This window comes from Peristeroidobacter agariperforans (assembly GCF_004138335.1).
GTDB classification, from domain to species: Bacteria; Pseudomonadota; Gammaproteobacteria; order Steroidobacterales; family Steroidobacteraceae; genus Steroidobacter; species Steroidobacter agariperforans.
Genome location: NZ_RYFW01000005.1, coordinates 114,097 through 135,421 on the forward strand (window position 1 = coordinate 114,097; position 21,325 = coordinate 135,421).

Sequence of the window (21,325 nt, forward strand, 5' to 3'; positions counted from 1 at the left end):
CCATGAGCGAACACATCAAGACACGGTTGTTGGTCGTAGGCGGTGGCCCCGGTGGTTATGTCACCGCGCTTCGGGCGGCGCAGCTCGGCGTGCCGGTTACCCTGGTGGAAGCGGACCGGTTGGGCGGAACGTGCCTGATCCGCGGCTGCATTCCCTCGAAGGCGATGATTCATGCCGCGGAAAAATTTACCAACGTGCGTGAGGCCGCCAAGCAGGGCGGCACGTTGGGCATCTCCCTGAGCGCGCCGCCCACACTGAACCTCGCCGAGACGGTGAAGTGGAAAGACGGCGTCGTGAATCGCCTCAACGAAGGCGTTGCCGGTTTGCTCAAGCGCGCGAAGGTGCAGGTGATCGCAGGCTGGGCGAACTTCGTCGATGCGAAGTCCTGCGTCGTGCAGACCAGCGGCGGTCAGCTCAGCATCACCGCCGAGCACGTGGTGCTGGCGACGGGCTCGGAGCCCGTGGCACTGCCGGGCCTGCCCTTCGGCGGGCCGATCATCTCCTCGACCGAAGCGTTGTCGTTGCAGAGCCTGCCCAAGAGCCTCGCCGTCATCGGCGCCGGCTACATCGGCCTCGAGCTCGGTTCCGCGTTCCGCAAGCTGGGCGTCGATGTCACGGTCGTCGAAGCCCAGGATCGCATCCTGCCGCTGTATGACAGCGCGCTGGTGAAACCGGTCGCGCGGTGGCTGGAAAAGAACGGGGTGCCGGTGCACCTGGGCGCGAGCGTCATCGGCTTCGAAGCCGGCGCGCTGTTCGCGAAGACGCAGGACGGCCGGTCGCTCGCCTTGAAGGCCGAACAGGTGCTCGTCACGGTCGGCCGCCGGCCGCGTACGGAGGGCTGGGGCCTGGAGAACATGGGCATCGATATGAGCGGACGCTTCGTGCACGTCGACGATCAGTGCCGCACCTCGATGCGTAATGTGTGGGCGATCGGCGATCTGGTGGGCGAGCCGATGCTCGAGCACAAGGCCGCGGCGCAGGGCGAGATGGTCGCCGAGCTCATCGCGGGCCATCGCCGTCGTTTCGATCCGGTTGCCATTCCTGCCGTGTGCTTCACGGAACCGGAGATCATCAGCGTGGGTCTTTCTCCTGGCGATGCGGGCGCGGGCGATATCGAGGTGATCACCTCGCAGTTCCCCTTCGCTGCAAACGGACGCGCGTTGTCGATGGAAGCGGGCGAGGCGGGTGGCTTCGTACGCATCGTGGCGCGCAAGCACGACCGTCGCTTGCTGGGCATCCAGGCGGTGGGCGCGCACGTTTCGGAGCTCTCCGGAGAGTTTGCGCTCGCGCTCGAGATGGGCGCGACGCTGGAGGATGTGGCGGGCGTCATTCACGCCCATCCGACGCTGTCCGAGGCGTTTTTTGAGGCATCGCTGGCCGGTCTCGGCCACGCGCTGCACGTCTAATGGCTGCCGAGGAAAGAAGCGCCATGAGCAATGGCAGTCTCGACAAAATCGACTACAAGATCCTGTCGGTCCTGCAACAGGACGCGTCGCTGTCGGCGGCGGAGGTCGCCGAAGCGGTGGGCCTGTCCCAGTCGCCGTGCTGGCGCCGGATCCAGCGGCTCAAGGATGACGGCTACATCACGAAGATCGTGGCCCTGCTCGATCGTCACAAGCTCGGCCTGCGCGCGCAGCTGTTCGTCCAGGTCAAGGTCATGAAGAACGACCGCGCGAGCCTGGCCGAGTTTTCCGAGGCGATCCGCGCCTTCCCCGAAGTCATGGAGTGCCACGTCGTGCTCGGCGTGTTCGACTTCCTGTTGCGTGTGGTGGCCAAGGACATGGACGCCTACGAGACGTTCTATTTCGAGAAGCTCTCCCGCGTGCCGCACATTCTCGAGGTCACCTCTTATGTCGCGGCCTCGGAAATAAAAACCACGACCGCCTGGCCGTTGCACGTCTAGCAACGAAGTTTGCCGCCAAACGCAACACCGCCGCGCCTTACGCGGCGGGCGCTTGCGTGCGCCTTCCGCCTTTACCTGAAACCTTCTTCATAAATTACCTGGAACCACGTTAGCGTCTTGCAACTGTCGCAAATTACGTGCATCACTACGCCACCAAAGCCGAGAAGGTTGATAAGTAAACGCACCGAACACACCGATCCGCACAAAATCGTCCTAAGACATGCCTTGTAAACGGTAGATGCCCGACCAGCACATTACGGGCGCACCGATCGCGTATTGAGAGGGGGAATGATGGAAGGTCTGGACAAGATCGATCTGAAAATCTTGCGTGCGCTTCAGGAGGACGCCTCGCACTCAGCCGCCGAGATCGCAGACTCGGTAGGCTTATCGCAGTCGCCGTGTTATCGGCGTATCCAACGCCTGAAGGAAGAAGGCTACATCACCAGGATCGTGGCGATGCTCGACCGGCGCAAGCTGAACCTGCTGACGCAGTTGTTCGTGCAGGTGAAGGTCATCCGCAACGATCAGCAGAGCCTGCAGGAATTCACCGAATACATTCGCAGCTTTCCCGAAGTGCTCGAATGTCACGTGATCCTCGGGGCCTACGATTTCCTGCTGCGCGTGGTCGTGCGCGACATGGAGGCTTACGAGAAGTTTTACTTCGGCAAGCTCTCCACCGTGCCCAACATCCGTGAGGTGAATTCCTTCGTCGCGGCCTGGGAAGTGAAGTCGACGACCTCGCTGCCGCTGAAGATCTGAACTCGCATGTCGCCACCGCAAGCACCGTGCAATACGCATACATCATGCGCAAGGCGCGAGCTGGGGACGCATTTCCGCGAAGTTCCTGCCTAGCCTCAGGAGTAGGCTTTTGCTAGCAACAAGGGCGCCGCTCGACGGCGCTGTAACAACGGCCCGCAAGGGCTCACTAGAGCGATACGCTCGAGGGGGATGTATGACGCATCGTGCCGGGAAGATTGTCGGTCGCACATTGCTCGCGCTGGGTGTCTTTGCCGTGAGCTTCGCGGCGAGCGCCGAAGACGTGAAAGTCACGCTCACGGGCGCCGAGGAAGTGCCTGCCGTCACCACCACAGCCATGGGCGAAGGAACGATCGCGATTGGCAAGGACATGTCCGTCAGCGGCACCGTGAAGACCAAGGGCATCGAAGGCGTCGCCGCTCACATCCATCTTGCCGAAGCGGGTAAGAACGGTCCGCCGGTCGTCACGCTCATCAAGGGCGAGGGCGGCGCGTGGACCACACCGCCAGGGGCGAAGCTCACCGAAGAGCAGTACCAGGCGTTCAAGGCAGGCAAGCTGTACGTGAACGTGCACAGCGCCGCTCACAAGGGCGGAGAGATCCGGGGCCAGTTGAAGCCGTAAGCGGCGGTGCGCGCGGCGGATCCATCATCAAGCGGCCGAATCGCCGGACTCGATAACAAATGACGAAATTGAACTTTGCAGGCGGCCGACGCACACGCGTCGCCGCCACCTGGGTAACACTTGCTCTGACGTTCGGTGCCGCAAGCGTCGCGGGACTGTCGATCGCGGACTCGAGCCGCGCCGACAGTCCGGCTGCCTCGAGCGGCGATCAAGCCAACTCGCTGGTCGAGCGCGGCCGATATCTCGCGCGCGCCGGCAACTGCGTGAGCTGTCACACCGCCGCCGGTGGCGCCGCGTTCGCGGGCGGTCTCGCCTTCGAGACGCCTTTCGGCAAGCTCTATTCCACCAACATCACGCCCGATCCGGAAACCGGCATCGGCAAATGGACCGAGGAGCAGTTCGCTCGCGCGGTGCGTGAAGGCGTGCGGCCCGATGGCGCACATCTGTATCCGGCGTTCCCATATACCGCCTACACGAAGCTCTCCGATGAGGATGTGTCGGCGCTGTATGCGTATATGAAGATCATCAAACCGGTGAACAACCAGACGCCGGAGAACGAGATGAGCTTCCCGGCCAACCAGCGCTGGGCGCTTGGCATCTGGAAAGCGATGTTCTTCGATGAAGGCCGCTTCCAGGCGAACGAGGCGCAATCGCCCGAGTGGAATCGCGGCGCGTATCTGGTCGAAGGCCTGGGTCACTGCTCCGCCTGTCATTCCCCGCGCAACTTCATGGGCGCGGAGAAGAGCAGCATGGCGTACACGGGCGGTGAATATAACGACAAGGTCGTGACCGGCGAGATCCGGCAGTGGTCGGCGCCCAATCTCACCAGCGCGAAGAATGGTCTGGGACCCTGGCCCGTCGAAGAAGTCGCGGCGTATCTGAAGACCGGACGCAACGCGTTCAGCGAGACGCACGGTCCGATGAACGAAGTCATCGTGAACAGCACGCGTCACCTGAGCGATGCGGACACGATGGCGATGGCGACCTATCTGAAGAGCCTGCCCGCCAACGAAGGCGATATCGGCAAGCCCGCGAGCGCCGCAGTGCTCAAGTCCGGCGAGGCGCTGTACAACCTTCACTGCGGCACCTGTCATCAGCCCGATGGCCTGGGCGCGTTGAGCGCCGATGCGGGCGCGAAGCTGGTCGGCAATCCGATGGTGCAGGCGAGCAATCCGGCCTCGCTCATCAACGTGATCCTGTACGGACCGCACCTCGCGAAGTTGTCGGGACCGAAGCGCTGGAAGGACATGCCGAACGACTTCGGCGCGAAGCTTGCCGATGAGGAAGTGGCGCATATTGCCAGCTACATGCGCAACGCATGGGGCAACGTCGGTGGCGCGGTCAGCGAAGAGCAAGTGGCCAAGCAGCGCTAAAGCGGGACTGCGTTCAGCAGTGAAGAAATATCGGCGACGCGCGCTGCGCACGGGCGCGTTGCCGGTTGCGGGGGTCGAATGAAAAAACTGGGTTGGTTGCTGGTCGCCATCGTCGGCGCATTCGCAATCGGTGGGCTCGCCGTGCATCGGGGCGAATCCATCAACGCAATGTGGCTGATCGTCGCGGCCGCCTGTGTGTACGCCATCGGCTATCGTCTCTACAGCGCGTGGGTCGCGGCCAAGGTGCTCGTGCTCGATCCGAGTCGAGTCACGCCGGCCGTCCGGCTCAACGACGGACGCGATTACGTTCCGACCAATAAGTGGATCGTCTTCGGTCACCACTTCGCCGCGATCGCAGGCCCGGGCCCGCTGATCGGCCCCACGCTCGCCGCGCAATTCGGTTACTTGCCGGGCACGATCTGGATTCTGGTCGGCGCGGTGCTCGGCGGCTGCGTGCAGGACATGACGGTGCTGTTCCTCTCGACGCGTCGTAACGGCCGCAGCCTCGGCCAGATGGCGCGCGATGAGATGGGACCGATCGGCGGCTATGCCGCGATGATCGGCACGCTCGTCATCATGGTGATCCTGATCGCCGTGCTCGGCCTCGTGGTGGTGAACGCCATGCGTCACAGCCCCTGGGGCACCTCGACCGTGTTCGCGACGATTCCGATCGCGCTGCTGGTCGGCGTCTACATGAAGGACATTCGTCCGGGCCGAGTGCTTGAGGCCTCGGTCATCGGCGTCGCGCTGTTGCTGCTGGCGGTCGGCGGCGGTGGCTGGGTCGACAGTCATCCGACGATTCGTCAGTTCTTCGATCTCGACGCGCTCACGCTCGCCTGGTTCGTGATCGGTTACGGCTTCATCGCCGCCGTGCTGCCGGTGTGGCTGCTGCTTGCGCCACGCGATTATCTTTCGACGTTCCTGAAGCTCGGCACGGTGATGCTGCTGTTCATTTCGGTGATCGTGATGCGTCCGGAGATTCAAATGCCGGCGCTGACCCAATTCGTCGACGGCACCGGTCCGATCTTCGGCGGCACACTGTTTCCGTTTGTGTTCATCACCGTCGCCTGCGGCGCCATCTCGGGCTTTCACGCGCTGGTCTCGAGCGGCACGACCCCCAAGCTCATCACCAATGAAGGCGATGTGCGCATGATCGGTTACGGCAGCATGATGCTCGAGTCCGCGGTCGCCATCATGGCGATGATCGCGGCGACCATGCTCGATCCGGGCGTGTTCTTTGCGATCAACAGCGGACCGGGCGCGGTGGGCGCAACCCCGGAGGCAGCGGTCGCGACGATCACGAGCTGGGGCTTTCCGGTCACCGTCGATCAGATGGCGTTCCTCGCCAAGGAAATGGGCGAGTCCACGTTGTTTGCTCGCACGGGCGGTGCGCCATCGCTCGCTGTCGGCATGGCGAGCATCTTCGCCTCGACCTTCGGCCAGAGCATGATGGCGCTGTGGTACCACTTTGCGATCATGTTCGAGGCGGTGTTCATTCTGACGACGCTCGATGCCGGCACGCGCGTCGGCCGCTTCATGCTGCAGGATGCGCTCGGGCATGTCTGGCCGAAGCTCGGTCAGACCTCCTGGTACCCTTCCGTGCTGATCTCGAGCGCACTGATCGTCGCCGGCTGGGGTTACTTCCTGTATATCGGCGTGATCGATCCGAATGGCGGCATCAACATTCTGTGGCCGCTGTTCGGCATCTCCAATCAGCTGCTCGCCGGCATCGCGCTGTGCATCTGCACGGGCATCCTGGTGAAACAAGGTAAATTGCGCTTTGCGTGGGTGACGGGCGTGCCGCTGGCGTGGCTGACGCTCGTGACCACCGTAGCGACCTGGGAAAAGGTCGTTTCCGATGATGTGAGAATTGGCTTCCTGGCCGCTGCCGATCAGATCGCATCGAAACTGGCTGCTGGCACGTTGACCCCGGAACAAGCCGCGGTCGCGCCACAGCTGATCTTCAACCAACGTCTCGATGCCGTGCTGGCGATCGTGCTGACGCTGATTCTCTGGATCGTGATCGCCGATACCGCGCGCGTGTGCATGCGAGTCGTACAAGGCTTGCCGGTGCCGCCCAGCTCGGAGGCCCCGGCCCGAGGAGCGGCATGATCAACACACTTCGCAGATCCATTCCGGCCAACACCTGGTCGACCGAGGAAATCCGTCAGTTGCGGCAGCTCGCGACCGCCGGCGCTTCGCTCGACACCATTTGTGTCACGTTGCGCAGGACGCGCTCTGCCATCAGAAACAAGGCGACGATGCACGGCATTTCGCTCAAGCGTTGCGGTGAGAGTCTCGCCTCGTCGTTACCCACGCACGAACACGGGCTCGCCTCCTGATGAAACGAACGCTCGCGACGGCGATAGCGACAGCAGTGCTGTCCGGTGCGATGGCCTCTGCCGCTTCCGCGGCGGAGACATCGCTTGAAATCAACGCCTGCGAGCTGCTCACTCCCGCGGAGATCACTGCCGCGATCGGCTTGCCGGTCGATAACGGCCGTCGTGAGGACGACGGCCTCTCGCGCGACGGACAATACTCATCGACCTGCTTCTGGACGATCGAGCCGGGCAAGACGCCGGATCAAGCCGCGCCCGGCCGCGGTCGCCGCTTCGTGATATTGAACGCCCAGCGCTGGCCCGCCGGGCGCGACATGGCGAAGAAGTTTCTAGAGGCCTTTCACGAGTCCGCCGACCAGGGCGTGATCGCGAACAAGCCCGTGCCTCGCAAGTTCGGCGATGAGGCGCTGTGGTGGGGCGATGGCCTTGCCGTTCGCAAGGGCGATGTGAGCTTCGGCGTGTCCGTGTTCATGCCCAAGCGCGGTGAGCCGCGCACGAGCGCGATGGAAGAGAAGCTCGCACCGCAGATCTTGAAGCGCATCGACCGCAAGACCGCCGTCTGATCGAGATCACGTCGTCGGATCGGGCGCCGGCCGAGCCAGCGTGGGCCGCTGCCCGCGGGCCAACGCGCGCCATAGCCATTCGAGCGGACCATAGGCATGCCGCTCGAGCCACGGCTTCGACCACCCGAGCAACGCGGCCCAAATCAGCGGCACGATCAGATAACACTGCCAGCGTTCGAGCTCGCCGTACCACCCCAAGCCGTACCCGTGGAACAGCAGCACGCAGATGACGCTCATGGCGATGTAGTTCGTGAACGCCATCCGCCCAACCGCGATCAATCGCTCGGCGAGCCAGCGCGCCATGCCCGACTGCATGAACAATACGATGAGCGATGCATGCGAGAGCACCAGCCACGGTCGCAGCAGCGACAGGTGCAACGCTTCGGTGATGTGCAGCGTGATGGGTGAGAAACGATCCGCATCGTTCCACTGGATCAGCGGAAGATGTAACGGCACGCAGATTGCGAACCCCCACAGTGCGATTCGCTGGTAGGTGCGCCTCGACCACGCGCCCGAAAAGAAGCCGAGACGGAACAGCGCCATGCCGAAGGCGATCAGCGCCAGAGTGTCCGTCATCGCAAGCGGATGCGCTTCGGTGAGGATATACATCGTGATCGGCGCGCGCGCCTTGAACGCATCGACATAGCTGCCGCGATAACCCTCGAGCTGCGTCTGCGGCGCAGGGAAGGTCATTTTTTCTTTGACCGCCTGCCACTGCTGTACCACCGTGGCGGGTGCATCAGGCTGACTTGCAGCTTGTTCCAAGCTCTTCAGCCCCGTGTAGGCCCACGCGGCCAGCATCAGCTTCAACGCGAGCAGCACGACGCCCGTTGCGATCAACGTTCGAACCGACCAGCGCCACGCGATGAACGCGATCATGCCGGCGACGGCGTAGAGCACCAGAATGTCGCCATACCAGATGAACCACACGTGGATCATGCCGAATACGAGCAGCCAGAACATGCGCGCGTAGTGAATGCGCGCCGGGCTGTCGCCGGAGTTCAAGGCGCGCTCGGCGATGAGCACGGTGCTCGCACCAAACATCATCGTGAACAGGCCGCGCATCTTGCCATCGAAGAGCGCGTAGTTGATGGCCCAGGTTGCGAAGTTCACCCCCTCGGCGCCGCCATAGTAATAAGGATCGTAGTAGGCATAGCCGGGCATCGCGAGGTCGACGATGTTCATCAGCAGAATGCCCAGAACCGCCGCGCCCCGGATGGCATCGAGCGTGTTGATGCGTTCGAAGGTTGGGATTGTCACGGACTCACTCCCGGCCGCGCGCTTGCTGGCGAAGCTGCGCGGCGCGACTGCGAATCGCCGTGCCGAAGAGTCGCGCCGTATTTACCGATGCGTGCTCGGCGTCCGGAACCACCGCCGACCACTGCAAGAAGCCATGCGCGAGCGTGGGATAGTTCAGATACAGGGCAGGCACGCCCGCCTTGGTCAGGCGCTCCGTCAATCGGCGCGAAGAGTCACGCAGCATGTCGAAGCCGGCCGAGACGGCGATGGTCGCGGGCATGCCGACGAAGCTTGCGCCGTTCAGTTCTTTGGTCGCTTTCTGGAGCAGTTCGCCCGGAAAGACGGTGTCGATCATGAAGGCGCGAAAGGTGGTATCGAGCCCGTAACCTTCGGCGAACAATCGATACGACTCGTCGCCTTCGGCAAAATCGCTCGAGGTGTAATAAAGCAACTGGTAGGCGGGGGTGGGGCGCCTGGCGGCGATCTGTCGCAGCGAGATGTTGAGCGAGATATGGCCGCCGGCGCTGTCGCCGCCGACGGCCACGAGGTCCGGCTCGCTGCCCAAATGCTTCGCGTTCGCTCGCGCCCACAGAAACGCGTCTTCTCCATCGTCGTTCGATGCCGGCCACAGATGCTCGGGGGCGAGCCGATAGTCGACGGAAATGACAATCACCTGCGCCTCGTTCGCGAGCAGTCGGGCGAATCGATCGGTCGCTTCGATGCCGCTGTATAGCCAGCCGCCGCCATGGAAATACACGAGCAGCGGCAACGGTCCGGCAGCGTGGGTTTTGGGCGTGTAAATACGAATAGGGATGGGTCCACCACGGCCATCGATCTTGCGATCTTCGACCGCGTGCATCGGCGCGGTGACTTTGGTGAACAGCGCCCATTCACGCGTCAGACGCTCGCGAGTCACGACGCGTGCCTGTGGATCCAGAAAGGTGGCCAGTCCGAATCGGACTTGTTCAGGGGTGCGTCGGCGGCGCTCTTCGAAGTAATACTGAAGCTTGGGATCGAGCGGCTGGCCGTCGATGATTTCTCTCGGCCCCGCGAGGGATTTCAGGAACCAGTGCTCGGGACGAGACATTACTTCATAGCGCTTTTGCTCCTCGGGCGTGGGCCGGAAATCATCTTCCGGTTGAGCCGCGCCGGTGAGTGCAACCATGGCCAGGACGACGATGCCGAGTCGCTCGATCATTTTTGTTAGCCCGTGCTTAAGCGTCACGGTGCTTTGTATCGGATCGGCGTCGTCGCGGGAGTTGACTAAAGCGGCCGCGTCGGTGCGGGGCTGGCACCACTGCACCTCGCCACGATCATCTGGCGGCGCGACACAAGGTACAAAGATCACACTCGTGCGACGGACATCCGCTCCGTAAGGATCTAACAAATGAGCAACAAATCATGGGTTGCGATGACCGGGCTGTGCGTACTGATGGCGGCTTCAGCAGCGCAGGCTCATCCGATCTCGGTGGAGAATGTTGAGGCCGGCGCCCAGGCGCGCGGGGCGCCCCCCCAGGCCCGGGATTGGGCGCGGGCGCTAGGCCGGCAGTCGGAGGTCTCTGGATTGATCAGCCGTGTGCCGCTGCGACCCTCCGACCACGGGCTGGGCAGGAACGACCGCTCGATCGTGGATCGCATCTGCGACGAGATTCCAACGACCCCACCTCCGCCAACCACCAAAGTCCCGGAGCCCGAAACGCTGGCGCTGTTGATGGCGGGACTGCTTGGCGTCGCGGTGACTCGCGGTCGCCGCAAGCCGGCCGCCGAGGGCTGACGGTCCATTCGAGGTTGTAAATTTGCTCCGGCGTGCTCAGGCACGCCGGACTTCTGGCGTCCACGGTGCGGATGAGTAACATCGAGCGACTGGACACCCATCGCGTCGAGGAGGACTCATGAGTCGCACACGTGGAATGCTCTGGGCGGGGGCGTGCTCGGTCGCGCTCGCCGGCACCGCGCTCGCCCATCATGGCTGGACGGGTTACAACGAGGAGATCCAGAAGCTCTCCGGCACGATCGAACAATCGAGCTATGGCAACCCGCACGGCTCCATTCAGCTGAAGACCGCCGATAAGACCTGGGAAGTGGTGCTCGCGCCACCCTCACGCATGACCACTCGCGGCCTCAGCGAAGAAATGCTCAAGGCCGGCACGAGCGCGACGGTCGAGGGCTATCAGAGCAAGACCGATGAGAAAGAATTGCGCGCCGAACGAATCACCGTCGCGGGCAAGACGGTCGAGCTGAGATAAACCTTCAAGCACGCACCAACACGCCGCCGGCGGCTTGCCATTCGTTTTGCAGGTAAGCCGTGTCGGCGTCGTTGCGTGCTTGAACGCCGACCAACACACCGCCCTGACGAATCTCCGCTTCGTATTCTTCGACGCGTCCTTTGGGAATGCCCCAGTTGGTGAGCGCGCCGACCAATCCGCCGGCAATCGCCACTGCTCCGCCGGCCGCCAAGGCGACGGCAACGGGGCCGGCAAGGATCAAACCTGGCAGCAACGCTGCGGATCCCGCAGCGGCGAGGGCAGGGGCGATCGTTGCCGCCGTGCCGCCTGCAGGCCCGGCGACTTTCGCCGCCGCCGGTTGTTTCTTTTCCGTGCTTTCCGCGGCCTTGTGGGCGAGATCGGTTTCTACCTGATCGACGTTGAAATATTTGCGGCGGGTTTGCTCGGACAGCACCAGGTTGATGTCGTCCCGGCTGTAACCGCGCGCAAGTGCGGTGTGGTACGCACGCTCGACATCGGCGGCGTTCTTGAACAGGGCCGTCACGATCGCTGCATTGCCCATCGAAGGTGCCATAACCGTCCCCCGAAGCTCGTGGTCAGCACCCGAGAAACGCCTTCCCCCGCAGATCGTTCCAGCCCGTCCGACGCTGCCTGCCGCGATGGCTATTGCCAGTCTTTATTTGTCTGAGTTATAAAGCCGGCACCAGACGGGGGATAAACAATGAAATCGATAAGAACGGCGCTCGCCGCGGGCGTGCTGCTGATCGTGGGCGGCTGTCTGTTAGATGCACCGGATCCGACGGTCGATCCGAATTCGATGACTCACAACGATCTGGCGGTGCACGACCCCTCCGTGATTCGCGCCGATGACGGTAATTATTATGTTTTCGGCTCGCACCTCGCCGCCGCGCGCACCACGGATTTGATGAACTGGCAGTTCGTCGCGAATGGCGTCGACGCCGCAAATCCCCTGTGGAGCACGATCCCTGCCGAGGGCACGGCGTGGACCGGCGTGCCGGGCTCCTGGGCCGCGGATGTCATCAAGTTCAAGAACGGCAAGTATCACTTTTACTACAGTTTCTGCGGCATCCCGCCGAACGGCGAGTGCACCGGGCCGCGCTCGTATCTCGGTGTTGCAACGTCCGATCACATCGAAGGGCCGTATGCGAACGAGGGCATCTTCCTGCGCTCGGGCATGTCGGCCGCGGAGATCGCGGCGGGCTACGGGCCGGAGGGCATCGCAAGCTACGATGCGACGGTTCATCCGAACACCATCGATCCGGATGTTTTCTATGACAAGCAAGGCAAGCTGTGGATGACCTACGGCTCGTATTCGGGCGGCATTTTCATCTTGAAGATGGATGAGACGACCGGCAGGCCGCTGCCCGGGCAGGGCTATGGCAAACACCTGGCGGGCGGCGATCACAGCGCCATCGAAGGCAGCTACGTTCTCTACAGCCCGCAGACGAACTATTACTACCTGTTCACGTCCTTCGGCGGCTTTGTTTCCACCGACGGCTACAACATTCGTATTGCCCGATCGCGCAATCCCGATGGTCCGTATCTCGATGCGCAAGGCCGGGACATGGCCGGTGCGCGCGGCAACTGGGACAGCATCGCGCCCTATGGCGTGAAGCTGATGGGCGGCTTCAACTTCGCCGCGGCGCCGGGCGATCGCGAAACGGCGCGCGGCTATCTCTCACCGGGCCACAATTCGGCCTATTACGATGCCGCCTCCAAGAAACATTTCCTGATCACGCACACGCGCTTTCCGAATCGCGGCGAAGGCCATTCGATTCGGGTGCACGAAATGTTCGTCAATGCGGACGGCTGGCTCGTGGCCTCCCCGCATCGCTACGCGCCGATCAAGGGCCAGAACATCGTCGACGCGCACGATGCGCTCGGCGACTACAAGTTCATCAACCTGGGCAAGGACATCAATCGCCAGCCGAAGCAGTCGGTCTACATCTCCCTGAACGCCGACTACTCCATCACGGGCGAGGTGACGGGCCAGTATCGCCGCTACTTTGGCGACCCCAATCGCATCAGCATCCAGCTCGACGGCAGCGATCAGGTTTACGAAGGCCGGCTGGCGTGGCAGTGGAACGAAGCGGCGAGCAAGCTCGTGCCGAGCTTCACGGCGCTCTCGAGCGAAGGCGTGTCGATCTGGGGCTCGAAGCTCGAGAAGCGCACCACGCGTCAGGCGCTCGAAGATGTGGCCGACGCCTTGTCGCTGCCGCAGACCATCAAGGCCGGCACGTTGGATCTGCCGACTCGCGGCACGCGGGCGACGGCGATTGTCTGGTCCTCGAGCGATCCGTCCGTCATTCAAGCCGATGGCACGGTCATTCGGCCGAACGTGGGCGAGGGCGATCGCATCGTCACCCTGACCGCGACGATGACGTTGAATGGCGTGACGATGCAGCGGCAGTTCCAGGTGACCGTGCCCGCGCGCCTGCCATTCAATCGCGTCGCGCAGTTCAGCTTCGAGAATTCATTGGACGAAGCGCTCGGTCGATTCACCGCCGCGACCGCGACGGGCAATCGCATCTGGAACTTGGGGTCAGTCAGCTTCGCGCCGGGTCAGCAGGGCCAGGCCGTCAGTCTCGGGGGCGCCTCCGGTGTGTTGTTGCCCGAAGGCGTGATCGACAATTACGAGTACACCGTGTCGTTCTGGGCGAACCCGCGCGTGCTCGCGCAGTTCACGACGGCGTTCTTCGGTGCAGTCGATGAGCAAACCGATGCCGCGGGCGTGCCATCCTCGAATCGCTGGATCAGTCTCGTGCCGCACAGCTGGGACGGCAACACGATGCTTTGGAGTGGCAGCGAGGCGTGGTTCGATGGCAGCGCGGGCGAGCGCATCCCGGCGAATGCCTGGACGCACGTTGCGTTTTCGGTGAATCGCGGTGTCGTGTCGGTGTATTTGAATGGCGTGCGGAGGTTCGGTGCGGGCACGCTCACCGACTTCTTCAGCACTCGACGGGGCAAGTTCGCGCTCGGCGTGAACTACTGGGATCTGCCGTTCGACGGCTTGATCGATGAGCTGAAAATCTACGAGGCCAGCCTGACCGCGGCGGAGATTCGGGGGCTCGACATCGATCGTCTCTCCGGTGCGCAGCTGCTGCAATCGGCGGCGCAGATCCTGGATCTCGGCGATGTGAGCGCCGTGCAGTCGGATCTCGAATTGCCGCGCACCGGACCCTACGCGTCGGTCGTGAGCTGGGCGTCGTCCCATCCGGACGTGTTGAGTCCGACGGGTCAGGTGACGCGTCCGGATCGCAATTCGCCGGATGTGAATGTGACGTTGACGGCGACCATTACGCTCAACGGCGCGCAGACGACGAAGACGTTCGATGTGACGGTCCGCTCGCTCGCGCCGCCACAGCCGATTGCCGCCTATGACTTCGAGAACGACTTGAATGCGTCCCGCGGCGTGTTTGGTCCCGGCGTCGTCACTGGCCCGCGGGTGGATCAGGCCGGCGGAACGATCTCGTTCGCGCCCGGTGCGGCTGGCAGCGCGCTGGTGTTGAACGGCGCCTCCGGTATACGGCTGCCCGATGGGTTGATCGACGATCACAGCTACTCGATCGCGATGTGGCTGCAGCCGACGGGGGTGTCGCAGTTCACGACCGCGTTCTTCGGCTGGGCCAGTCCGACCAGCTGGATCAGCCTTGTGCCGAGGGGCCCGGGCTCGACGCAGCCGACCATGTTGTGGTCGGGCACGGCGTGGTTCGATGGCTCGTTCAACTCCTCCATTCCCGTCGGCTCGTGGTCGCACCTGGTGATGTCGGTCGACCACGGCAGCTTGCGGCTGTATCTGAACGGCACATTGGTGAGCACGATGTCCGGGTTCCCGGATGTCTTTGCGCCCGCGGCGCAACGCCAGTTTGCCCTGGGCGTGAATTTTTGGGATGTGCCATACACGGGCCTGGTCGATCAGCTGAAGATCTATGACGAGGCCGTGAATGCCGAGGCGGTCAGTGAGTTGTATGCCGAGGGCGACGGTTAACGCCCTCCAGCGCGCCGCTTGGGAACAAATAGCCGCCATTGATCGCTCTTGAACGAGGAGGGCCGTAGAATCTTCCACTACCACTGAACCGGCGGAACCCCGATGCGTAACGCGAAGCTGCTGTGCTTACCGATCCTTGCACTCCTGCTCAGTGCGTGCGGTGTGAACCCGGTAACGGGTAAGAAAGAGATTCAATTCGTCTCCGAGGCGCAGGAGATCAAGATCGGCGAGCAGAACTACGCGCCGACCCAACAGAGCGAGGGCGGCGACTTCGACGTGCTGCCCGATCTCACCGCCTACGTCAACGAAGTGGGCCAGAAGCTCGCGGCGGTCTCCGACCGCCCGCTTCCCTATGAGTTCGTGGTGCTGAACAACCCGGTGCCCAATGCCTGGGCGCTCCCCGGCGGGAAGATCGCGATCAACGTCGGCCTGCTCTCGGAATTGAAGAACGAAGCGGAGCTTGCGGCCGTGCTTGGCCATGAAATCGTGCACGCCGCCGCCCGGCACGGCGCGAAGGCGCAGGAGCGCGGCACCCTCATGCAGGTCGGGCTCGCCGCCGCTCAGATTGGCGCTGCCATCAGCGACGTCGACTCAACCGTCGCGAACCTCGCCGTGCAGGGTGCGGGCATCGGCGCCCAAATGATCCAGCAGAAGTACGGTCGCGACCAGGAGCTGGAGAGCGATGAGTACGGCATGAAGTACATGAAGGCGGCCGGCTACGATGTTCAAGGCGCGATCACGTTGCAGGAAACATTCGTGCGCCTGTCGCAGCAGGGCGGAGCCAAGGGCCAGAGCTGGCTCGAAGGTCTGTTCGCATCGCATCCACCTTCTGAGGAGCGCGTTGCCAAGAATAAAGAAACAGCGGCCCGGCTCGGTGTGGGCGGCGATCTCGGGCAGGAGCGATATCAGGCGCGCTTGCAACCGTTCAAGAAGATCGAGCCCGCCTATGAGAAGTTTGAAGAGGCGATGATGGCGGCGCGCAAGAAGGAATACACGAAGGCCGAATCGCTCGTGCAGGAGGCGATCAAGATCGAGCCGCGCGAAGGGCGGTTCCATGAGTTCCTGGGCGAAATGAAACTCGCGCAGAAGAAGCCCGAGGAGGCGTTGCCGCACTATCAAAAGGCCATCGATCTGAACTCGGATTATTTCGGCTCCTACCTCGGCGCCGGCGTCGCTCAATATCAGGCGGGCAACAAGGCGCGTGCCGAGGAATGGCTGACGAAGAGCGTCGAGCTGTTGCCCACGGCTCCGGCCGCTTATTACCTAGGCACGATTTCGCGCGATCGCGGCGATCGGGCCAAGGCGATGGAATATTTTCGTGCGGCGGCCGGCTCGCAAAGTCAGATCGGACAGCGCGCGGCGGCGGAGTTCGTGCGCATGGATCTGCCGCAGAACCCTGGCAACTACGTCGCGACGCAGGGTCAGCTCGATCCGCAAGGACGGGTGGTGGTCGTCGTCCAGAATCGAGCGCCGGCTCCGCTCGTGGGCATTCAAGTGACGCCTGTGCTCGTCGATGCGAGTGGTCGCGTCGTGCAACAAGGCCAGCCGGTGGTGTTTCGCTCCGCCGTGCAACCCGGCCAGCAAGCGGCGGCTCAGACAGGCATCGACAGCATCGCGCAGGCGCAGCTTCCCTATCTTCGCTTCCGCGTGGATGGCGCGCGCGTCGCCGAGTAGCTCAACGTGTGGGCAGGAGTGCTGACGTTTCTGGCCGGCGCGCTGCTGGCCAGTGCCTACTTTTTGCTCAAGAATCGGCGTAACACGCCGTATCTCGAGCTCGATCTCGATGCCTTGCCTTCGCTCGGCGAGGATCTCTACACGCTCGCGGGCTTGACCAATGGCGCGGTCACGACAGGCAACGCCTGCCAGGTTCTGCAAGACGGCGCGTTGTTTCCTGCGATGGAAGCAGACATCGCCGCCGCTCGCTGCGCCATTCACCTGGAAACATTCGTCTGGACGGCAGGTGCGGTCGAACGTCGATTCATCGAGCTGCTCAGCCGCAAAGCGCGCGAGGGTGTCAAGGTTCGTCTGCTGATCGATGCGATGGGCAGCGCCGGCGGCGACGATGACAATCTGAAGCGCCTGGTCGAGGCGGGCGTGCAGTTATCCACCTATTGCAAGCCGCGCTGGTGGAACCTGCGCCGCTTCAATCATCGCACTCACCGCAAGCTGCTCATCGTCGATGGCGTCATCGGCTACACCTTCGGTCACGGCATCGCCGATCAGTGGCTCGGCCACGGCGAGGACGAGAAACATTGGCGCGACACCGCGGTACGCGTCGAAGGCCCGGCGGTGCAAGCCTTGCAGTCCGTGTTCATGGAGAACTGGATCGAAGAAAGTCACTGCGTGCCGGCGGGCGACGGGTGTTTTCCGGAAGTTGAGGCCAAGGGCGCGAGCGATGCCCATGTCGTCAGCAGCGCATCGGGCGATGCCGTGTCGTCGGTGGCGCTGCTCTATACCGTCGCCATCGCCTGCGCGAAGCGCGAGGTGATCATCCAGAATCCGTACTTCGCGCCCGACGATGGCGTGTGTGAGTTGTTGACGATGATGGTCAAGCGCGGCGTCGCCGTTCATCTCATGCTGCCCGGACAACACACCGACAGCCCCTTCGTGCGGCGTGCAGGCTGCCGCTTGTACGCGCAGCTGCTCGAGGGCGGCGTGCGCCTGTATGAATTCATGCCGACGCTGATTCATCAAAAGATCGTGATCGTCGACGCCATCTGGTCGCACATCGGCTCCACCAATTTCGATGCTCGCTCGCTGTCCTTGAACGAGGAGGTGGGTATCGGCATTCGCGACGCGAAGATCGCGGCGGAGCTCAAGGCTGCGTTCGAGGAGGATCTGAAGCGCAGCAAGGAATTGACGCTGGAGGGATGGCGTCGCCGGCCGTGGTACAGCCGGTTGTTCGATTGGATTGCCTATCAGGTGCACGATCAGTTGTGATCGGAAGATTGCGATCGCTCCAGTGGGCCGGCCAGATAGGCAACATGGAGGAAACCCAGAAGCGGCAGCACGAAGCAACTCAATTCAGACAAAAGATCCGGCTCGGCCACGCGTTCCGCCGGCAAACGCCCTTCCGGAAACACCGCGACCGTCAACAACCCAATCATCAGGCCCAGCCCCGGCAACCACGGCCATTGTAAAGGCGTATTGCCGAGATAAGAAAAAACATCGAGAACGGGACGCGGAACGCCGTCGCGCCGAAGCAGATGGCTAGCTCCAACCACAGTCACAGTGGCACACCGTAGAGCCGTCGAATCATCTGCCGCTCCTGGTGGAAACTGCCGCTGCCTGCGCTCGGAATGTCCCGCCCGCATCAAAAGTGCGGGCGTGCGCGTTGGTATCCGACGATAATCAAGTGAACAAACACCGCCAGCACCAGCAGTGAGGCTACGGAACCGACGATTCTGAGCATGCGCGATCTAAATGCCTGCGCGGCCCAGGCAAACACAATTGGTATGGTCAGTAGCAGGATGGGGCCATACCAGGTGCTTCCCAATACATTTGGATACGGATAGAGCGTACGGTTCTCTTCGTATGAGAACAACGTGACCAGTGAAAGCACGGTCACGCAAAGGAACACGATCATGCGTCGTCGAAGCGTTTGTAGCAACATAGACGGGATTGTAGATTGCTTTGAAAGACGGCAACGACGGGCTGGAGCGATTGAATTCAAAGCACGCACTTTCTCAGATACTTACAATGATCAGCAAATCCTTGACGCCATTTTGTCGCCACCAAAGCCTGCCGGGAGTGGGCATTGACCACAGACGCTGAGACTTTCCACGCGCTGGCCGGCGACGACCTCGTCCGGCTCGGATTTTCGCTGGCGAATGACCCGTGCCAGACGACGGGTCGTTACAGTGATTCGGGCGCGCACTACGAGTGCTGTCGCGGCCTGAGGTTGTGCGTAGGCTTCGAAAATGACAGCAGGAGTGCAGTGGTGTCCTTTGGCCGACTCTGGTCCCTGGGCGAGGGTGGGGGTGCGTACTTTTCGAACAACTACGCGATACTTGCCAGGAGATTCGGCATCGACACGCCCGTCTACTATCCCCTGAGTTGGGGCGAACAGCGCTCCAGGGAAATCGCCACGATCCTGGCTGACCTGAAAGGTACGCTGCCCGAGGTGATGAAGCGCGTTACGCTGGATGATTTGGTCCACGTCGAACGCGAGCCGTTCGGTGCAGAGACTCTCGCGCGACTGCAAGTTGGAGCGGATTTTGAGCGATTGTTTAACGTGAGCAGCTTTCAGGCGCAATGACGCGGTTCAGTATGGAAGTTCCAGCGCGCTTTCGCGAATACGCCTGCGATGACTACTTCGAGTCGCCGGGGCTCGTCGATGGTGTTTGGAGTGAGTCGGAGCAGGTGTGGTTGATCGTGCCGGCGAACGAGATTGCCGAACGTCCCGAGAATGCGTTCTTGATCGTGGGACGGCCGGGTGTTGATGGGATCGAATTTGGGTACCGGCGCGGCCACGGCGGAGTGTGGGCGTACTACCCGCAAGAAGCGCGGTTTGCGTACCTTGCAGCTGACGTGCAGGCTCTGGTCGATGGTTGGCTCTCGGGCACAATCAAGGTCTAAGTAGTAAAGTTGCGCCAGCCCGCCTGGCAAGCCGTTGCAGCGGACGCTGACACGGCGCCACTGCGATCGATCCGAACGAAGGCCACATCGGGCCCTCCAAGCTGTGATCGCGTGGACCGTATTTGTGGATCACCCCTGCGGCGTTAGCATGGAGGCATGAGAATTCGAACGAGGGGGCGCCATGAGAACGATCGTGCGATTGGGGCTTGGGCTGATCTGCGCAACGAATGCGATCGCGCTCCAGGCGCAGGCTGCGGCCCTGACAATCTCCGATCTTACCGGCTGGTGGTCGGCTGATCCGGTCCACGCGGGCGAGTCGTCCCGAGTCGTGCTGCAAATCAGTGAGAAGGATGGCAAGCCCGTGGCGGCGCTCTCGCTCCCCGCGATCGGCGTGCATGCCGTGCCGCTGGGCACGGTGACGCTGGATGGAAATCGCATCGATACCCAGCCGCTCTCGTTTCCTCTCACCTGGAATGCCGAGCGTCAGACGCTCAGTGGCGTGCTGCCGCGCGAGGCGGTGCCGGTCTATGACATCCCGGTCGAATTCCATCGAAGCGAACCGGTCGCGAAGCCCGAGCCCACGCAGTGGAAGGTCAAGGCGCCGACGGTGAAGTGGTCGGTGCAGGTCGGCGGTCCGGCCTGGGCGGGGCTCGAGCGTGATGCGCAGTCCGGATTGTTGTATGTCGGCAATGAACAGGGGCTGCTCAGCGCCGTCGATGCGAGCGGCAGCATTCGCTGGAAGTTTCCGACGGACAAGCCCATCCGTGGCCAGCCCGCCGTCATTGGCGAGAGCGTCTATGTCACTTCGGACTCCGGCTTCCTGTATCGACTGGATAAACGCACGGGCGTCGAGCAATGGCGAGCTCGCATCGATGCGGGCAGCCCGGCGCGCATTCCGCCCGACCAGGAGAAATCGCGTTGGGACCGGTACGGCTCGAGCGTCGTCGCGGACGCGCAGCACCTTTACGTCGCCAGCCGCGACAAGAACCTCTATGCACTCGATCCAGTGAACGGTCGTGAGATCTGGCGCGTGGCTGCCGGTGACATGATGACCGCGACACCTGCCGTTTATCGCGATCTTGTTGTCTTCGCGGCGTTCGACGGCAAAGTCCAGGCCGTATCGGCGCGCGATGGCAAGCTGCGGTGGACTTACGATGCGAAGCTTGCAGTCGCGGGTGATCTCGTCGTGAGCGGCGATCGCGTATTGCTCGGCAGTCGCACCTACGAACTGATCGCTCTCGACGCCAGCAACGGCAAAGAACAATGGCGGCGTTACTACTGGTTCTCGTGGATCGAATCGCCGCCGGTCGTGCGCGAGGGTGTCGTCTACACGGGCTCCTCGGACGCGGTCAACGTCTATGCCATCGATGCCGCCAATGGTTCCTTGCGCTGGAAAGCGCCGGTACCGGGTTGGTCGTGGTCACGCCCCGCCGTGAACGACCGGTTCGTCGTGGCGGGCGCGGTCGGTGTTGGAGCGTCGCCCGGATTTCGCAACGGTGGATTGGTCGCGCTCGATCGTGGCACTGGCGCAGTTCGCTGGCTGTACCAGGAGGCACCCTCCAAAGACGTGATCGACGCGAAGAAAAACTGGGGATTTGGCGCATCCCCGCTCATCGTCGACGACGTCGTGTACGCCGTCGACCTCAATGGCCGGCTCTACGCGTTCGAGCTGGGGAGCTAATCCACACTAGCGCTCGCGGCGGCGGGCGACCCGGCGC

General features: G+C 62.8%; 21 protein-coding genes. 16 read left to right on the forward strand and 5 right to left on the reverse strand.

Features of this window, described 5'->3' with window-relative positions; translation table 11 throughout:
- The first annotated feature begins 2 nt into the window (after positions 1-2).
- From lpdA to EK373_RS28325, 8 genes are all read left to right on the forward strand, one after another.
- Positions 3-1,406 (forward strand): dihydrolipoyl dehydrogenase, encoded by a 1,404-nt coding sequence (gene lpdA / locus EK373_RS28290; RefSeq protein WP_129648181.1) that lies wholly within the window; start codon positions 3-5, stop codon positions 1,404-1,406.
- Between the two features lie 23 nt (positions 1,407-1,429).
- Positions 1,430-1,903, forward strand: a complete 474-nt coding sequence (locus EK373_RS28295) for an Lrp/AsnC family transcriptional regulator (protein ID WP_129648183.1) — start codon at positions 1,430-1,432, stop codon at positions 1,901-1,903.
- A gap of 288 nt (positions 1,904-2,191) precedes the next feature.
- Entirely contained in the window at positions 2,192-2,662 is a 471-nt protein-coding gene (locus EK373_RS28300) for an Lrp/AsnC family transcriptional regulator (RefSeq protein ID WP_116811970.1), read from the forward strand.
- Between the two features lie 193 nt (positions 2,663-2,855).
- Positions 2,856-3,281, forward strand: coding sequence for a CHRD domain-containing protein (locus EK373_RS28305; RefSeq protein WP_129648185.1), 426 nt, complete (start codon positions 2,856-2,858; stop codon positions 3,279-3,281).
- A 59-nt stretch (positions 3,282-3,340) separates the two neighbouring features.
- Positions 3,341-4,654 carry a cytochrome c gene (locus tag EK373_RS28310; RefSeq protein WP_129648187.1) on the forward strand — a complete coding sequence of 438 codons (1,314 nt, stop codon included), beginning with the start codon at positions 3,341-3,343 and terminating at the stop codon, positions 4,652-4,654.
- Positions 4,655-4,732: 78 nt separating this feature from the next.
- The gene (locus EK373_RS28315; protein ID WP_129648189.1) at positions 4,733-6,766 is read left to right on the forward strand and encodes a carbon starvation CstA family protein; all 2,034 of its coding nucleotides are present in this window, start codon (positions 4,733-4,735) and stop codon (positions 6,764-6,766) included.
- Positions 6,763-6,996 (forward strand): hypothetical protein, encoded by a 234-nt coding sequence (locus EK373_RS28320; protein ID WP_129648191.1) that lies wholly within the window; start codon positions 6,763-6,765, stop codon positions 6,994-6,996. The genes EK373_RS28315 and EK373_RS28320 overlap by 4 nt, the downstream gene beginning before the upstream one ends.
- Positions 6,996-7,556 (forward strand): hypothetical protein, encoded by a 561-nt coding sequence (locus EK373_RS28325; protein WP_129648193.1) that lies wholly within the window; start codon positions 6,996-6,998, stop codon positions 7,554-7,556. The genes EK373_RS28320 and EK373_RS28325 overlap by 1 nt, the downstream gene beginning before the upstream one ends.
- 6 nt (positions 7,557-7,562) lie before the next feature.
- Here EK373_RS28325 and EK373_RS28330 read toward each other — a convergent pair whose 3' ends face one another.
- Positions 7,563-8,816, reverse strand: a complete 1,254-nt coding sequence (locus EK373_RS28330) for a DUF418 domain-containing protein (RefSeq protein WP_129648195.1) — start codon at positions 8,814-8,816, stop codon at positions 7,563-7,565.
- A gap of 4 nt (positions 8,817-8,820) precedes the next feature.
- Positions 8,821-9,993, reverse strand: coding sequence for an alpha/beta hydrolase fold domain-containing protein (locus EK373_RS28335; protein WP_129648197.1), 1,173 nt, complete (start codon positions 9,991-9,993; stop codon positions 8,821-8,823).
- 189 nt (positions 9,994-10,182) lie between these two features.
- Between EK373_RS28335 and EK373_RS28340 the strand changes: the two genes are divergently transcribed.
- Both EK373_RS28340 and EK373_RS28345 read left to right on the forward strand, forming a co-directional pair.
- Positions 10,183-10,569, forward strand: coding sequence for a PEP-CTERM sorting domain-containing protein (locus tag EK373_RS28340; RefSeq protein WP_129648199.1), 387 nt, complete (start codon positions 10,183-10,185; stop codon positions 10,567-10,569).
- Positions 10,570-10,687: 118 nt separating this feature from the next.
- The gene (locus EK373_RS28345) at positions 10,688-11,041 is read left to right on the forward strand and encodes a DUF6152 family protein (protein WP_198683714.1); all 354 of its coding nucleotides are present in this window, start codon (positions 10,688-10,690) and stop codon (positions 11,039-11,041) included.
- 4 nt (positions 11,042-11,045) lie between these two features.
- Here EK373_RS28345 and EK373_RS28350 read toward each other — a convergent pair whose 3' ends face one another.
- On the reverse strand, positions 11,046-11,594 hold the full coding sequence (locus tag EK373_RS28350) for a hypothetical protein (RefSeq protein ID WP_129648200.1): 549 nt from the start codon (positions 11,592-11,594) through the stop codon (positions 11,046-11,048).
- A 147-nt stretch (positions 11,595-11,741) separates the two neighbouring features.
- On the opposite strand from EK373_RS28350, the gene EK373_RS28355 reads away from it, so the two are divergent.
- The 3 genes from EK373_RS28355 to EK373_RS28365 all read left to right on the forward strand — a co-directional run bounded on the left by EK373_RS28355 (position 11,742) and on the right by EK373_RS28365 (position 17,969).
- Entirely contained in the window at positions 11,742-15,029 is a 3,288-nt protein-coding gene (locus tag EK373_RS28355; RefSeq protein ID WP_129648202.1) for a LamG-like jellyroll fold domain-containing protein, read from the forward strand.
- A 102-nt stretch (positions 15,030-15,131) separates the two neighbouring features.
- Positions 15,132-16,703: a M48 family metalloprotease gene (locus EK373_RS28360; protein WP_129648204.1), complete on the forward strand. Its 1,572-nt coding sequence runs from the start codon at positions 15,132-15,134 to the stop codon at positions 16,701-16,703.
- A gap of 18 nt (positions 16,704-16,721) precedes the next feature.
- A complete protein-coding gene (locus EK373_RS28365) occupies positions 16,722-17,969 on the forward strand; it encodes a phospholipase D-like domain-containing protein (RefSeq protein ID WP_129648206.1) in 1,248 nt (415 codons plus the stop codon).
- Here EK373_RS28365 and EK373_RS28370 read toward each other — a convergent pair.
- A complete protein-coding gene (locus EK373_RS28370; protein ID WP_129648208.1) occupies positions 17,960-18,259 on the reverse strand; it encodes a hypothetical protein in 300 nt (99 codons plus the stop codon). The genes EK373_RS28365 and EK373_RS28370 overlap by 10 nt on opposite strands.
- 83 nt (positions 18,260-18,342) lie before the next feature.
- Positions 18,343-18,615 (reverse strand): hypothetical protein, encoded by a 273-nt coding sequence (locus tag EK373_RS28375; protein ID WP_129648210.1) that lies wholly within the window; start codon positions 18,613-18,615, stop codon positions 18,343-18,345.
- A gap of 171 nt (positions 18,616-18,786) precedes the next feature.
- Here EK373_RS28375 and EK373_RS28380 point away from each other — a divergent pair, with 171 nt between their 5' ends.
- From EK373_RS28380 to EK373_RS28390, 3 genes are all read left to right on the forward strand, one after another.
- A complete protein-coding gene (locus EK373_RS28380; RefSeq protein ID WP_129648212.1) occupies positions 18,787-19,287 on the forward strand; it encodes a hypothetical protein in 501 nt (166 codons plus the stop codon).
- On the forward strand, positions 19,284-19,607 hold the full coding sequence (locus EK373_RS28385; RefSeq protein WP_129648214.1) for a hypothetical protein: 324 nt from the start codon (positions 19,284-19,286) through the stop codon (positions 19,605-19,607). The genes EK373_RS28380 and EK373_RS28385 overlap by 4 nt, the downstream gene beginning before the upstream one ends.
- A 181-nt stretch (positions 19,608-19,788) precedes the next feature.
- Positions 19,789-21,288, forward strand: a complete 1,500-nt coding sequence (locus EK373_RS28390; RefSeq protein WP_129648216.1) for an outer membrane protein assembly factor BamB family protein — start codon at positions 19,789-19,791, stop codon at positions 21,286-21,288.
- Positions 21,289-21,325: the final 37 nt, after the last annotated feature.

Coding starts and splice junctions, on each gene's coding strand:
- EK373_RS28305 (WP_129648185.1), top strand. CDS start 2,856: ATGACGCATCGTGCCGGGAAGATTGTCGGTCGCACATTGCTCGCGCTG.
- EK373_RS28360 (WP_129648204.1), top strand. CDS start 15,132: ATGCGTAACGCGAAGCTGCTGTGCTTACCGATCCTTGCACTCCTGCTC.
- EK373_RS28320 (WP_129648191.1), top strand. CDS start 6,763: ATGATCAACACACTTCGCAGATCCATTCCGGCCAACACCTGGTCGACC.
- EK373_RS28325 (WP_129648193.1), top strand. CDS start 6,996: ATGAAACGAACGCTCGCGACGGCGATAGCGACAGCAGTGCTGTCCGGT.
- EK373_RS28310 (WP_129648187.1), top strand. CDS start 3,341: ATGACGAAATTGAACTTTGCAGGCGGCCGACGCACACGCGTCGCCGCC.
- EK373_RS28350 (WP_129648200.1), bottom strand. CDS start 11,594: ATGGCACCTTCGATGGGCAATGCAGCGATCGTGACGGCCCTGTTCAAG.
- EK373_RS28355 (WP_129648202.1), top strand. CDS start 11,742: ATGAAATCGATAAGAACGGCGCTCGCCGCGGGCGTGCTGCTGATCGTG.
- EK373_RS28345 (WP_198683714.1), top strand. CDS start 10,688: ATGAGTCGCACACGTGGAATGCTCTGGGCGGGGGCGTGCTCGGTCGCG.
- EK373_RS28300 (WP_116811970.1), top strand. CDS start 2,192: ATGATGGAAGGTCTGGACAAGATCGATCTGAAAATCTTGCGTGCGCTT.
- EK373_RS28315 (WP_129648189.1), top strand. CDS start 4,733: ATGAAAAAACTGGGTTGGTTGCTGGTCGCCATCGTCGGCGCATTCGCA.
- lpdA (WP_129648181.1), top strand. CDS start 3: ATGAGCGAACACATCAAGACACGGTTGTTGGTCGTAGGCGGTGGCCCC.
- EK373_RS28385 (WP_129648214.1), top strand. CDS start 19,284: ATGACGCGGTTCAGTATGGAAGTTCCAGCGCGCTTTCGCGAATACGCC.
- EK373_RS28375 (WP_129648210.1), bottom strand. CDS start 18,615: ATGATCGTGTTCCTTTGCGTGACCGTGCTTTCACTGGTCACGTTGTTC.
- EK373_RS28340 (WP_129648199.1), top strand. CDS start 10,183: ATGAGCAACAAATCATGGGTTGCGATGACCGGGCTGTGCGTACTGATG.
- EK373_RS28295 (WP_129648183.1), top strand. CDS start 1,430: ATGAGCAATGGCAGTCTCGACAAAATCGACTACAAGATCCTGTCGGTC.
- EK373_RS28390 (WP_129648216.1), top strand. CDS start 19,789: ATGAGAACGATCGTGCGATTGGGGCTTGGGCTGATCTGCGCAACGAAT.
- EK373_RS28335 (WP_129648197.1), bottom strand. CDS start 9,993: ATGATCGAGCGACTCGGCATCGTCGTCCTGGCCATGGTTGCACTCACC.